We start from the raw sequence: 12,627 nt of genomic DNA on the forward strand, positions 1-12,627 counted from the left end.
CATTACAATATTTATGGATAATACTATCTTAATACAACATGGCGATTGTGGTGTGACGCCGACGGTTTTATAAGCAATCATTATAGCAAATTGCCTGTATTCAATTGCAGTTGAATATAGTCATCATCGCGTTTGATCAATCAGAACAACTGAGTAGTATTGATCTTCATATTTTTATATTAGACTTATCTAATAGGTTCACATAACCATGTTGCGCAATAGTGACGCTCTGCGGAGTTATTAGTAGCGATAGGCAGACGGCAATTGACCTTCAATAGACAAGCTCGTATAGTCAAAGCACGTTATGATTATGCATATAGGGTACGCACTTGGATTATTCTAAAAGACAATCAATGCTTGATAAGCCGCTAATAAATGCACGGAATAAACGTGCTATCACTCACTATGCAAGCATACAGACAGGGTTATTCTCTAAGCAGGTAAACCATCATCTGTCGCCAATGCTTGCACTAAAATTAGCACTGTCAACGATACTATTGGCCTGTACAAGCGCCGCCTATAGCAAAAGCCAAACGGTGCCATTGAGCTATGATTCATGGCAAACCACTAACACAGAAGAGCTAAGTTTGCCCAGTTTACGCGGGCAAGGGCTGAGCTTTGATGAGCAGTATCAAAATAAATTGCTTGGTGAGTGGTCGTTAAGAAACATCAATGGTCGTGTAAAGATGGAGCATGACCCTTGGATTCAAGAAACGGTCAAAGAACTAACATGGCGGCTCAATGCCCAAGCGCGCCAGCAAGCACCGCTTGGTTTGGTCATTATAGACAATCCAAGTATAAATGCGTTTGCGGCTCCAGGCGGCGTAATTGGTCTTAATACCGGCACTATATTGGCTGCAAACAGCATGGATGAGCTGGCAAGCGTTGTGGCTCATGAGGTCGCACACATCAGTCAGCGTCATTATGAAAGCGGCGCTGATGAGCGCAAAAAAGCCTTGCTGATGCAAATAGGTGGCATGCTCGCCGCGATTGCTGCATCGACCGTCGATGGTGATGCGGCAGCAGCAGTGATGATGGGTAGCCAAACCGCCACTATGAATAGTAGTATGGCGTTTAGTCGTAATAATGAACGTGATGCTGATCGGGTCGGTATGCAAATCATGAACCAAGCTGGCTATGACCCACGGGCGATGCCGCGCTTCTTTGCGACCATGAATCAAAAAAGTCAGATGAATCAAATCGCCAATCAGTTTTTGCCAAGCTTTATCCGCTCTCATCCACTGAGCAATGAGCGCTTGAGTGAATCTCAAAGCCGCGCGCAGCGTTATAATACGCTGCCGTTAAATCAACAGCAGCGCCATCAAGCTTTGTTTGATCTGCTGTATTGGCGCGTACAAAGTACCGGCAAGCATGCTTCAGAGACCGCCTTGATGACTGCGGCAAAAAACAGCGTCGGGGCAAAGCTTGCATTAATGCATTGGTATGGAGAGCAGCAGCGCTTTAAAGAAGCCGACAATGTATTTGTCGAGCTGTCCGCATTACCGGTGGCAAAGCGTCAAGTACTCGAGCCATTATTGTCCATTACTCAAAGCCAGATTTTGACGGAACAAAATAAATGGCAACAAGCTGCTGAAATATTAGAGAGTCAGCAGCGCTTGTATCCTGAGCGCCGTGACTTACGACTTTATCTGGCAGAAGCATTGACCAATAGTAATCAGCCAACCAAAGCCCAAGCATTGCTTAAGCCATTGACTGAACAGCAACCAAGCGACCGTTATGCGTGGCAAAGTTTGCAATTGGCCAATGAAAAATTGGCAAAGACCACCAATTCTGCACCGCTAAAAAGTATTGCTACTATTAATGCACTACGCTACCGCAGTCATGACCAACTATGGAGTGGAAGCTACGAGCGTGCGCTGACTTCTTTGACGCAAGCCAAAAAATTGACAGAAAATTTGCAAAATACAGCTCAAGCCAATAGCGCTCGTCCACTGCTTGCCAATATTAACGCCGAAATCAAAGCCGTAAAAACCGCCAAAGACTTTAAGCCTTAGGCGGTCTTTTGATAACTAACTGCTATAAAGCGCTATATAGAAAAAGCGTTGATTTTATCAATATGCTGTAGCGATTAACCTTGTAGCGCGTCTTTGACCAGCTTTGAGATTAAGGCAGGGTCAGCACGACCCGCAGTTTTCGTTTTTAATATACCCATCACGCTACCCATATCACGCATTGACGTTGCGCCTTGCTCGGCGATTTCTGCGTTTACCAAGGCAGTAATTTCCGCATCATCCATCTGTTTTGGCATATATTCATTGATAATATCAATCTCAAACTGCTCTTTGGTCGCCAAATCATCACGACCGTTTTCGGTAAAAATAGTCAGTGACTCATGACGCTGTTTGAGCTGTTTTTGTAATATTTCCAAAACTTCGGCATCATCAAGCTCTATTCGACGGTCAATCTCAATTTGTTTGATAACCGCTTGTACGTTACGCAGTACTTTGACCCGTTCAATCTCACGTGCTTTCATAGAGACTTTGATGGTGTCAGTTAGCGTCTGTTTAATTTGGCTCATTGTTGTTATTCCTTATGATTATAGGTAAAAATTTTGTGTAAAAAGTCTACTAATCAGAACAAGCTTTATAGTAGAAAGTGTTAGAACCAATGATAGTAATAACAAAAATTGTAGCATAAAAAACGCCACTGATATCATCGGATAACAGTGGCGTTAGTGTAGCGCTGGTACTTAGCTAATCGACTTATCGATTAGTACATACGAGTGGTACGAATAGTTTCGCGTTGTAATTTCTTTTTATAACGCTTTACTGCAGCAGCTTTTTTGCGCTTGCGTACTTGCGTTGGTTTTTCATAAAATTCACGCTTACGTACATCTGACAATACGCCAGCTTTTTCACAAGCACGTTTAAAACGACGGATAGCGATATCAACTGGTTCGTTTTCTTTAACCTTAACTGCAGGCATGAAGACTCCTCGATTAGGATGAGATATAAGGGCATTAGTTTGGCTGTGTATTAGTATTTAGCCGTAATATCTCAAGATTACTGGCATCAGCTCAAACTAGGACAATCTTGCGCAATAGCACAAGGGCGCCTATTTTAATAAAAAATCGCAATAAAGTCAAAGGCTTTTACTTATTAATCTATAACTATCATTAAGTTGCAAACTGCTGCCAGCAATAAGGGTCGTAAGTCATTTATAGCTAAACGTTCTTTAGGAAGGATGAACGGGTTATTTACTAAATAGCATCAGTATAAATAAAACCCCTACTGTCTATAACGGTTTAGGCCAAGTTTATGCTATGATAATTTGCATAATATCAATCGTTTTATGTGCACTTTATTAAGGATGTTGGAATGAAAAAATCAGTACTCAATACGGCGCTAAGTACAGCATTTATCGTCGCTCTTGGTTTTGGTGTCAGTGCTTGTAGTAGTGAGAAAGAAGGTGAAGAGTCAGATCACATTTTAGCCGTCGATCGTGTTGATGAGGCAGCAGAGATTGCTCGCGCGAATGCACCTGCAGCAGAAAAGATGGATTTCCCAGCAACAGCGCCAATGCCAGCAGCTGATGCGACAACAGATGCGACGATGAGTACTGAAGAAGGGGCTGTCGCAGTAGAGGGAACAGCAGCTGATGCAACGGTAAGCGCCGATAGTTCTGATACCGCTGTGGCGACTGCCGATACTGCCAATAGTACTGAAGTGCCGGCGACGGATTCAGCTGAACCTGCAACCAATTAATCCTGCTTGAAGGCAGTATTCAATAATGAGCGGTGTCACTAACCATCTATAGATGAGGAAACAACCATGACTGTTAAACAAGCTGTAATAAAGAAAAAATCAGTTGTTAAGTTAGCGCTGTCTGGTCTAAGTCTTAGTGTGTTATTGACACTTAGCGCCTGTAGCGGTGGTGACAACACTCCCACTGATGAGCCTGCGGTGGTTAATGAAACCGAAGCTGTGGTTGTGGAGCCAGCAGCGCCTGCTGAAGCTGAGCCTGTCGTTGAAGTAGAAACAGTTGAGGCGTCAGAAGTAAAAGCGGAAGAAGTAAGTGCTGCCGCTGCTGAGCCTGAAGTGTTGGCTGCTGATGCAGGTGCTGCATTGTATGAAAAACAATGTAAAGTCTGTCATGAAAAAGGTTTATTAGCCGCGCCATTATTCGGTAATAAAGAAGCGTGGGCACCACGAATCGCTAAAGGTATCGATACACTGCATATGCACTCTGCCAAGGGATTTAACAAAATGCCTGCGCAGGCAAGCGCTGAAGTCAGTGAGGCACAAGTTCATGCGGCTGTTGATTATATGGTTGCTGCAGCTAGCTAAATATTATTGATTGAAATTTGCTAAACTGACCGCCATTGTAAGCTTACAGTGGCGGTTTTTTATTCACGCTACAAGGCAAAATATAAAGGCACATAGATGAAAGTATTGGGTTTAGAGACCTCTTGCGATGAGACTGGTCTAGCGATTTTTGATAGCGAACAGATAACGAGCGACAATAAAGGTCTACTTGGGCAAGTATTGTATTCACAAATAGAGCTGCACGCCCTTTATGGCGGCGTGGTGCCTGAGCTTGCTAGTCGCGATCATATCCGTAAGTTAGTGCCTTTATTTAATGAACTGCTAGAGCAATGTGATATCACTAAAGATGAGATTGATGCCATCGCTTATACCAAGGGTCCGGGGCTTATCGGCGCCTTGATGACGGGTGCATTGTTTGGTCGTAGCTTGGCTTATGGATTAGATATTCCAGCGATTGGTATTCATCATATGGAAGGGCATCTATTAGCACCGCTGATGGGTGCGAATCCACCAGCGTTTCCGTTTGTCTCGCTACTGGTTTCTGGTGGGCATACGCTACTCATTGCTGCGCATGGTATTGGTCAATATGAAATCCTTGGCGAGTCCATTGATGATGCGGCAGGTGAGTGTTTTGACAAAGCGGCGAAGATGTTGGGCTTGCCATATCCGGGTGGTCCTAATATCGCTAAATTAGCGGAAAGTGGCAATTCGGACGCTTATAGTTTACCAAGACCAATGTTACATCGTGGTTTGGATTTCTCTTTTAGCGGTATGAAAACGGCAGTGCATAATCTGATTAAAGATACTAATGGTTCAGGGGGCTCTGGAAATAGCTCTGATAGCGACCCGCAAGTCCGTGCTGATATTGCCGCCAGTTTTCAGCATGCCGTCGTTGATACCTTGGTGAAAAAATGCGTTAAAGCGCTTAAGCAAGTCGATATGAGCCGATTGGTTATTGCAGGCGGTGTCAGTGCCAATAGTCATTTGCGTGAAACTCTCGAGCGGGAGCTTGCTAAGATAAATGCGACCGTACATTATGCACCTCCTGCTTTATGTACCGATAATGGTGCGATGATTGCGTATGCGGGCTACGAGCGTTTGCAAGCGGGTCAAGCAGATGATTTGGCTGTCAGCTGCGTGCCACGTTGGCCAATGACCGAGTTGCCTGCGGTATAAGCGCTAGAAAGTCGCTTGTATCCAATTTATTAAACTTTATATCACTCAAGGATAACTTATGCAGTGGCTTGCGATTGGATTAGGTGCTGCCATTGGCGCTTGCCTGCGAGGGTGGCTAGCGCGTTTTAACCCGATGCACCACTGGATTCCACTTGGGACGCTTGGTGCTAATGTTTTAGGTGGGCTATTGATAGGGCTGGCCTTGGTGTGGTTCGAACGTGTGGGCAGCGGTTTGTCTCCCAATATTAGACTGTTTGTGATAACTGGATTTTTAGGTGGACTGACGACTTTTAGTACCTTTAGCGTTGAGGTATTTACCTTTATCCATAATGGTAAACTGCTTGCGGGCTTAGGGCTAATTGGGCTACATGTGGGGCTGACGTTATTAGCAACGGCACTTGGATTTTATTTCTTTAAGTTGGTTTTATAATAATAAAAATGCAGCAATAAAAAAGCGCGATATTAGTTTTTAATACCGCTATTTTTTTAGTGATAATTACTTCTAGACAGGTTTTACGATACCTTCTAATAAACTGGCAAACCCTTGCATATAGGCAGTCTCTTGGCTCGAGGTGCGCGTTGCCGCATAGAGCTGACAGTAGACGCCGCTACCTAATGGGCGCGAAACTACCCAACCTTTTCTCTCATATTCAGCGACGACCCAGTCGGGGAGTGCTGCTACGCCGCGTTCACTAGCAACCAACTGAATCAACATAGCGGTTAGCTCGGTGGTACGCATACTTTTAAAGCTGACTTGTGCTGGCGTCATAAAATTGGCAATAATATCAAGGCGCTTGGCCTCTACTGGATAAGCAATCAAGGTTTCCTCAACCAAATCCTCGGGGCACACAAAGCGCTGCTCCGCCAAATCGTGAGTAGGTGAAAGTACCAAACGACTTTCATATTCAAATAAGGGCTGATAACTGATACCCTCTATCGGCAAATTGCTAGTGGTAATGAGCAGGTCAATATCCCCTTCCATCAATAGATGATGCGGCTCGGGCTCAAAACCGGTAGCAAAATCTAGCTCCACATCTGACCACTCACGGCGATAATGATTGAGAATGGGCATCAGCCAATCAAAACAGCTATGACATTCAGACGCTAAGCGTAATCTGCCTGCTTGACCATGGGCTAAGCGTTTTAAGTTGGCTTTGGTGCGCGTGACCTGAGGTAAAATGCTGTCAGCGAGTGCCAATACCGTCTTGCCAGCTGGCGTAAAGGTCAACGGACGCGTGCGCCGATTGACCAAACTAATATCGTAATAATTCTCTAGCTCTTTTAACTGATGCGAGACTGCAGAGGCGGTGACATGCAGCTCATCGGCAGCAGCGGCCAATGAGCCATGGGCTCGCAGCGCAGTTAGCGTATTAAGATGACGGAGCTCTAGCATAAAATGACCTAACCACTGAAGTGAAAAAGAAATAAGGTATAGCAGATAGAAGTATTACACCTGTTATACCGATAGGCGAAACTGATTAGAGCAATATTAATATTAACGTCGACGTAGCAATAACTGTGAAATCACAACCAGAATTAAGGAAGCAACCAGCAATATCGTACCAATCGCATTGACCTCGGGTTTAAGTCCCACGCGTACCATAGAATAAATACGTAGCGGCAAAATCTCATAGCTAGGGCCGGTGACAAAGGTCGATACCACCACATCATCAAGCGATAAGGTAAAGGCAAGCAACCAACCTGCCATCACCGCTGGGAAAATTACTGGAATCAAGACCGTACGCACCATCATTGATTCGCTAGCACCCAAATCTCGCGCCGCTTCCATTAAACGTTCATCCAAACTACTTAAGCGCGCAAAGACAGTAATGACCACAAAAGGCAGGCAAAAAGTTATATGAGCCAATAATAGCGAGACAAAACTGAGCTGCAGGCCGATTAATAAAAACAGTGCCAATAGCGATATCGCTAGGACAATCTCAGGTGACATCATCAGCACAAATAGCAGCCCATTTAATAAACCTTTACCGCGGAAGTCATAGCGATGCAGCGCCAGTGCGGTCAGGGTGCCGATAATGGTCGAAACTGTGGCGGCAACCAAGCCCAGCACAATAGAATGCCAAAAGGCATCAAGCATCGCCTGATTGTTAAATAGCGACTCGTACCACTTTAAACTAAAGCCGCCCCAGTTATAACCGATTTTTGACTTATTAAATGACATCACCACCAATACTATGATGGGTAGATATAATAAAGTATAAATCAGACCAAGATAGCCTTTGGCGGCGATACTGCCGATGCTAGATGGCTTGATAGAGCGTTTGGTTTTTATAGGTGAGCTATTGATTGACGAGTTATTAGATGAATTACCAGACATTAAGCCACCTCGCTAAAATCAGTCTTGCCAATACGGCGGCTACTGGCGCGATAAGCGAGTAATAATACCGCCATCGCAAGCGTTAATAGCACACTGGCGGCCGCGCCAAATGGCCAATCACGCGCATCTAAAAACTGGTTTTTGATAATATTACCAACGAGTAAATTACGTGAACCGCCCAAAATATCGGCAACATAGAACATACCCATTGCTGGTAATAGTACCAACAGCACCCCTGAGATAATACCAGGTGTGGTCAAGGGTAGTACCACGTGCCAAAAGGTTTGCGGTTTCGATGCGCCCAAATCCTGCGAGGCAAGCAGCATATCATTGCGCAAATCGCTAAAGACGGCATATAGCGGCAGCACCATAAATGGAAATAATAAATAGGTTAAACCAGCAATCACAGCGCCTTGGGTATATAAGATATCAATGGGCGCATCAATAATGCCTATGGCTAATAAGGATTTATTAATTAACCCGTTATTGGCAAATAATAATTTAAGCGCATACGTCCGTACTAGGGAGTTAGTCCAAAATGGCAATATCAGCATGAGCATTAACAAAGGCTGCCAGCGTTTGCTCACGCGTGAGACAAACCAAGCAAAAGGATAGCCGAGTAGTAGGCAGATTATCGTAGTAATGCCTGCCATCCATAATGAGTGCACGAAGACATCAAAGTAAAGCGGGTCAATCATGCGCACGTAGCTGTCTATGCTGACAGGTAGGTTGATAAAAGCTGTGCTATCACGGGTCAAAAAGCTGACGGCTATGACCAATATATTGGGTAATAGCGCAAAGATAAGAAGCCAGCCCCAAATCAGCCATAGCGTTGCGGTACGAAAAGGGCTTTTATTGCTGATGCCAGTATGTGCCATTAGTGGATATCCTCTTCTGGTAATACCCATTCCCAGCCATCGACCCACGACACTTTTACACCTTCATTAAGCTTATAGTCAAAACTTGGGTCATCTTCATCAAAGAATTCTGATGCTTTAATAATATGACCGTTCGTTAGCTCAATAATCGAGTCTAAGGTGCTGCCTTTATAATTACTTTCAATTACCCGCCCCAGTAGGCCGCCATGCTCTTTATCATTGGGATCATAAATGCGCAAATCTTCCGGACGTAGCAATAAATTGACGATATCGCCGACTTGGACATCGTTGGCAAAATCGGGTCGACGCAGATTACGCACAGGCGTTGGTCCGTCTTGAACTTGTGCTTCGCAGACTTCAACCTCAATACGACCATTGGTCACGCGACCATCACGATCTGGCTGCTCAGGATAAACACCTTTGACTTCCGCTTTAAATAAATTGGTCTCGCCAATAAACTTAGCAGTAAATAAATTGGCAGGGGTTTCGTAAATCTCAATAGGCGTACCAATTTGCTGGAATCTGCCGTCTTTCATCACTGCAATGCGGTCTGACATCGACAGCGCTTCTTCTTGATCATGGGTCACGAAGACAAAGGTAATGCCAAGCTCACGTTGCAGGCGTTTGAGCTCAGACTGCATTTGTAGACGCAGCTTATGATCGAGCGCCGATAAAGGCTCATCGAGCAATAGTAATTTAGGACGATTGATGACTGCACGTGCAATCGCAACGCGCTGCTGCTGCCCACCGGATAAATCCTGCGGGCGACGATTGGCTAAATGTTCTAGCTGTACCATCGCTAGCATCTCACGTACCCGCGTTTGAATCTCAACTTTAGGGACTTTTCGTAGCTTTAGACCATACGCCACATTTTGCGCGACAGTCATATGCGGAAATAGCGCATATTGCTGAAACACGGTATTGACCGGACGTTTATCAGCGGGCAAGCCCGCCATCTGTACGCCATCCAAATAAATCGCCCCTGCGTTTGGCTGCTCAAATCCTGCAATCAGTCGTAGTAGAGTGGTTTTACCACAGCCTGAAGGACCGAGTAAGGTAATAAACTCACCATGCTTGATATCAAGATTGATGTCTTTTAAGACCTCAGTATTATCATAGGTTTTCTTTAGACCGGTCAGTTGTAGCAATACCTTATCAGTGTTTGCTGATGCAGGAATAGTCGGCGGCGTTAAAAGTGATTCGGTCATAATGATTCCTAAATTACCGACATACATACTAAAATATCAGTGTCAGTCTGAACGCTGTATACGTTAGACATGATGATTTAGTATGTTAAAGCGATGAGTTTAACGGTGATTGGTCGCAGGCTATTATAACAAACCTTCACTATAAGTCAGCGCAAGTTCCTTGTTGGTTGGTTGACCCCTATAGTGATCTTGAAATAGCGATTAAAGATGAGTCTATGCTTTGTTAAATAGACTAAGTAGCCACCCTTAAATTAAATAATTTTTACCATTTTTTTGAATTTATTCCTATACAATTGGTTTGCGTATGATAAATATAGAGTGACTTATAAAAGTAAGAACTTAAGTGAGGTTTGCTTAAAGCACCAAACAATATCGAAGACTTAGACTCTATGACAGGATAGTTATAGCGCAATCTACTACGTTAACCAGTTAAATTATCAAGGATTTCTTATGCCTAACAATACACGCCCTAAAACAGGTCAGGAAGCACTGGAGCTGCTTAAGCAAGGTAATATACGCTATGTAGACAGCTTGACCAATACCGATCCCTGTATGCAAAGGCGTCCAGAATTAATCAAAGATCAAGACCCTTTAGCGATTATTTTGGGTTGCTCGGACGCACGGGTACCGGTTGAGATCGTTTTTGATCAAGGCTTAGGTGATTTATTTGTCATACGCGTTGCAGGTAACGTGGTAGCTCCTTCACAAATTGGTTCGATCGAATTTGCTGCCGAAAAATTCAATACTAAACTGGTCGTAGTGCTTGGACATTCGCATTGCGGCGCTGTCACCGCCTGTGTTGAAACATTAATCAATCCTGAGCAAAACTACTCGCCCAATCTACAATCTATCGTCGACCGTATCCGTCCAAGTGTCTATAATCTGCATGAACTTGCGACCGCCAATGGGCAAGATGTGGATGCAGACGAGCTGGTTGATCGCTCTATACGTGCAAATGTGCGTATGTCGGTCAGTCAATTAAAGCATGGCTCGCGTGCGTTAGAGGATTTAACCAGTAGTGGTCAGCTATTGATCGTTGGTGCCGAGTACGACTTAGAAACAGGTAAAGTGCGGTTTTTAGATGCTTAATAGTGTTCTATAAAGGCTATGCTAGAAAGACTAAGTGTTATAGTTATGATCATTTAATCTATTAGTGATTAAAAATATTTAAATATAGGAATAATCATGAGTAATAATATTTTTAATAATGACCATTCAATACAAGAGCAACCTGAAAGCAGCGTAAAGGCTGATGGCGTACAGCCTATCTCAGCGCAGACGACAGGTTATACTTTTAACCATACGATGCTGCGTGTCAAAAATCCTGTGAGGTCTTTAGCGTTTTATACTGGCGTCTTAGGTATGACGTTACTGGCAGTCAAAAAATTCCCAGCCATGGGTTTTGATTTGTACTTTTTAGCCAAACTGACTGAGAGTGAACGTGAAAACTTGCCGTCGGGTAATGATTTAGAGATTTTTGCCTTCCGTCAGCGTGGCATTTTGGAATTGACTCATAACTATGGCACCGAAACAAAAGCGGACTTTAGCTATCATGATGGCAATCAAGAACCACAAGGGTTTGGTCATATTTGTTTTAATGTACCTGATCTCAATGCAGCGGTAGCTTGGTTTGATGAAAACAATGTCGAATTCAAAAAACGTCCAGATGAAGGCAGCATGAAAAATATTGTCTTTATTAAAGATGTTGATGGATATTGGATTGAAATCGTACAATCAGATTTGATGGCTTAATTGATTCATAAGTTAAGCGAATAAAAAAGCCACCTTATTGCTTGATAGGGTGGCTTTTTATATTGCTAAAGGATTCTTATTTAGTCTTTTTCGACTTGGAAATCCGTATGGCAGGATTTACAACTGTCGCCAACAGGTTTAAAAGCTGGCATCACATCGTCAATGCTAGTTGCTGTCTGTGCAGCAGCGTTTAGCTCAGCAGTGACCTTTTGGAAATTCTCTGCTTCTGCTTTAAAGCCATCAACATTTGACCAAACCTCTGCTTTGGCATTGCCAGCGGCGTCTTTATTATTAAAATGGCTCCAAGGATTTTTAGACTCTTCTGCTAAAAATGCTGCCTGCTCTTTAAACACTGCCGCATCAAAGGTGTCCGGCTCTTTTGCCATGCCGCCCATAACCTTCATCGCATCACCGAAGTTCTTCATGATGTCCTGACGAGCTTTGACATCAGGGTCTACTGGTGTGCTACAAGCCGTCAGTCCTAAAGTGGCTGCCATCAAAGTGATAGCAAAGATAGATTTTAATGATTTTTGATTCGATACCTGAGTCATGATTCGTGCTCCTTTTTACGTTGCTAATAAAAAGGTGGCGTAGCATACGCATGCTCGTCACCTGATTAAATGGCTACTATTAAAATAAATTTTATCCAATATTTTTAATATATTTTCTTTATTAACATTCGAAAATACTGTTTTTCATGATGCTTAAATTACGTACTATCCTATATTAAACAGCAAGCAGCTTAAGTAGCATAGGGCGAAACCGTGAGTTTTTGTAAAATAGATTAAATATTCTCATAAATTGGTTTTAAATAATCGCTTTCGTTAAGCTATAGTAGATACACTTTTAAAAGAATACAGTGCTACTGGGATTAATTATTCGCAGCCTCTGTCTGCATAGGCACAGTAAGCAAGAAAAATTGATACCAGTAGTACCTTATAATCTTTGTATTTCTTTTATTCAAGACTGACTATATAAATTGCCGTCCT

14 protein-coding genes are annotated in these 12,627 nt (G+C 43.4%); 7 read left to right on the forward strand and 7 right to left on the reverse strand.

Annotated elements, in window-relative coordinates; all coding sequences use genetic code 11:
* The first annotated feature begins 353 nt into the window (after positions 1-353).
* Entirely contained in the window at positions 354-2,015 is a 1,662-nt protein-coding gene (locus H0262_RS01655; RefSeq protein WP_181209455.1) for a M48 family metalloprotease, read from the forward strand.
* Positions 2,016-2,089: 74 nt separating this feature from the next.
* Here H0262_RS01655 and H0262_RS01660 read toward each other — a convergent pair whose 3' ends face one another.
* Together H0262_RS01660 and rpsU are read right to left on the reverse strand one after the other, a co-directional pair.
* Positions 2,090-2,539, reverse strand: a complete 450-nt coding sequence (locus H0262_RS01660) for a GatB/YqeY domain-containing protein (protein ID WP_011512603.1) — start codon at positions 2,537-2,539, stop codon at positions 2,090-2,092.
* Positions 2,540-2,730: 191 nt separating this feature from the next.
* A complete protein-coding gene (gene rpsU / locus H0262_RS01665) occupies positions 2,731-2,946 on the reverse strand; it encodes a 30S ribosomal protein S21 (RefSeq protein WP_010195908.1) in 216 nt (71 codons plus the stop codon).
* A 392-nt stretch (positions 2,947-3,338) separates the two neighbouring features.
* Here rpsU and H0262_RS01670 point away from each other — a divergent pair, with 392 nt between their 5' ends.
* The 4 genes from H0262_RS01670 (at position 3,339) to H0262_RS01685 (ending at position 5,892) form a co-directional block, all read left to right on the forward strand.
* Positions 3,339-3,725: a hypothetical protein gene (locus H0262_RS01670; protein WP_020442592.1), complete on the forward strand. Its 387-nt coding sequence runs from the start codon at positions 3,339-3,341 to the stop codon at positions 3,723-3,725.
* A 66-nt stretch (positions 3,726-3,791) separates the two neighbouring features.
* Positions 3,792-4,307 (forward strand): cytochrome c5 family protein, encoded by a 516-nt coding sequence (locus H0262_RS01675; protein ID WP_181209456.1) that lies wholly within the window; start codon positions 3,792-3,794, stop codon positions 4,305-4,307.
* A gap of 96 nt (positions 4,308-4,403) precedes the next feature.
* Complete coding sequence (gene tsaD, locus H0262_RS01680) at positions 4,404-5,462, forward strand: tRNA (adenosine(37)-N6)-threonylcarbamoyltransferase complex transferase subunit TsaD (RefSeq protein ID WP_181209457.1); 1,059 nt, start codon at positions 4,404-4,406, stop codon at positions 5,460-5,462.
* Positions 5,463-5,520: 58 nt separating this feature from the next.
* Positions 5,521-5,892: a CrcB family protein gene (locus tag H0262_RS01685; RefSeq protein ID WP_011512607.1), complete on the forward strand. Its 372-nt coding sequence runs from the start codon at positions 5,521-5,523 to the stop codon at positions 5,890-5,892.
* A gap of 72 nt (positions 5,893-5,964) precedes the next feature.
* Here the strand turns inward: H0262_RS01685 and H0262_RS01690 are convergent, their stop codons facing one another.
* From H0262_RS01690 to potA, 4 genes are all read right to left on the reverse strand, one after another.
* A complete protein-coding gene (locus H0262_RS01690) occupies positions 5,965-6,855 on the reverse strand; it encodes a LysR family transcriptional regulator (RefSeq protein ID WP_181209458.1) in 891 nt (296 codons plus the stop codon).
* Between the two features lie 102 nt (positions 6,856-6,957).
* Positions 6,958-7,800 (reverse strand): spermidine/putrescine ABC transporter permease PotC, encoded by an 843-nt coding sequence (gene potC, locus H0262_RS01695; protein WP_220432355.1) that lies wholly within the window; start codon positions 7,798-7,800, stop codon positions 6,958-6,960.
* Positions 7,800-8,678 carry a spermidine/putrescine ABC transporter permease PotB gene (gene potB, locus H0262_RS01700; RefSeq protein ID WP_181209459.1) on the reverse strand — a complete coding sequence of 293 codons (879 nt, stop codon included), beginning with the start codon at positions 8,676-8,678 and terminating at the stop codon, positions 7,800-7,802. The genes potC and potB overlap by 1 nt, the downstream gene beginning before the upstream one ends.
* A complete protein-coding gene (potA, locus tag H0262_RS01705) occupies positions 8,678-9,886 on the reverse strand; it encodes a spermidine/putrescine ABC transporter ATP-binding protein PotA (protein WP_181209460.1) in 1,209 nt (402 codons plus the stop codon). The genes potB and potA overlap by 1 nt, the downstream gene beginning before the upstream one ends.
* Before the next feature lie 450 nt (positions 9,887-10,336).
* Here potA and H0262_RS01710 point away from each other — a divergent pair, with 450 nt between their 5' ends.
* Both H0262_RS01710 and gloA read left to right on the forward strand, forming a co-directional pair.
* Complete coding sequence (locus H0262_RS01710) at positions 10,337-10,975, forward strand: carbonic anhydrase (protein WP_149408929.1); 639 nt, start codon at positions 10,337-10,339, stop codon at positions 10,973-10,975.
* Between the two features lie 96 nt (positions 10,976-11,071).
* Complete coding sequence (gloA, locus tag H0262_RS01715) at positions 11,072-11,638, forward strand: lactoylglutathione lyase (RefSeq protein ID WP_181209461.1); 567 nt, start codon at positions 11,072-11,074, stop codon at positions 11,636-11,638.
* Positions 11,639-11,718: 80 nt separating this feature from the next.
* Here the strand turns inward: gloA and H0262_RS01720 are convergent, their stop codons facing one another.
* Positions 11,719-12,189 (reverse strand): cytochrome c, encoded by a 471-nt coding sequence (locus H0262_RS01720; protein WP_181209462.1) that lies wholly within the window; start codon positions 12,187-12,189, stop codon positions 11,719-11,721.
* Positions 12,190-12,627 lie beyond the last annotated feature (438 nt).

Origin of the sequence: Psychrobacter sp. D2 (assembly GCF_013608135.1) — a bacterium.
Classification (GTDB): domain Bacteria; phylum Pseudomonadota; class Gammaproteobacteria; order Pseudomonadales; family Moraxellaceae; genus Psychrobacter; species Psychrobacter cryohalolentis.

Bases quoted from the DNA above. Each gene is read 5' to 3' on its own strand.
- H0262_RS01655 (WP_181209455.1), top strand. From the start codon at position 354: ATGCTTGATAAGCCGCTAATAAATGCACGGAATAAACGTGCTATCACT.
- H0262_RS01660 (WP_011512603.1), bottom strand. From the start codon at position 2,539: ATGAGCCAAATTAAACAGACGCTAACTGACACCATCAAAGTCTCTATG.
- rpsU (WP_010195908.1), bottom strand. From the start codon at position 2,946: ATGCCTGCAGTTAAGGTTAAAGAAAACGAACCAGTTGATATCGCTATC.
- H0262_RS01670 (WP_020442592.1), top strand. From the start codon at position 3,339: ATGAAAAAATCAGTACTCAATACGGCGCTAAGTACAGCATTTATCGTC.
- H0262_RS01675 (WP_181209456.1), top strand. From the start codon at position 3,792: ATGACTGTTAAACAAGCTGTAATAAAGAAAAAATCAGTTGTTAAGTTA.
- tsaD (WP_181209457.1), top strand. From the start codon at position 4,404: ATGAAAGTATTGGGTTTAGAGACCTCTTGCGATGAGACTGGTCTAGCG.
- H0262_RS01685 (WP_011512607.1), top strand. From the start codon at position 5,521: ATGCAGTGGCTTGCGATTGGATTAGGTGCTGCCATTGGCGCTTGCCTG.
- H0262_RS01690 (WP_181209458.1), bottom strand. From the start codon at position 6,855: ATGCTAGAGCTCCGTCATCTTAATACGCTAACTGCGCTGCGAGCCCAT.
- potC (WP_220432355.1), bottom strand. From the start codon at position 7,800: ATGTCTGGTAATTCATCTAATAACTCGTCAATCAATAGCTCACCTATA.
- potB (WP_181209459.1), bottom strand. From the start codon at position 8,678: ATGGCACATACTGGCATCAGCAATAAAAGCCCTTTTCGTACCGCAACG.
- potA (WP_181209460.1), bottom strand. From the start codon at position 9,886: ATGACCGAATCACTTTTAACGCCGCCGACTATTCCTGCATCAGCAAAC.
- H0262_RS01710 (WP_149408929.1), top strand. From the start codon at position 10,337: ATGCCTAACAATACACGCCCTAAAACAGGTCAGGAAGCACTGGAGCTG.
- gloA (WP_181209461.1), top strand. From the start codon at position 11,072: ATGAGTAATAATATTTTTAATAATGACCATTCAATACAAGAGCAACCT.
- H0262_RS01720 (WP_181209462.1), bottom strand. From the start codon at position 12,189: ATGACTCAGGTATCGAATCAAAAATCATTAAAATCTATCTTTGCTATC.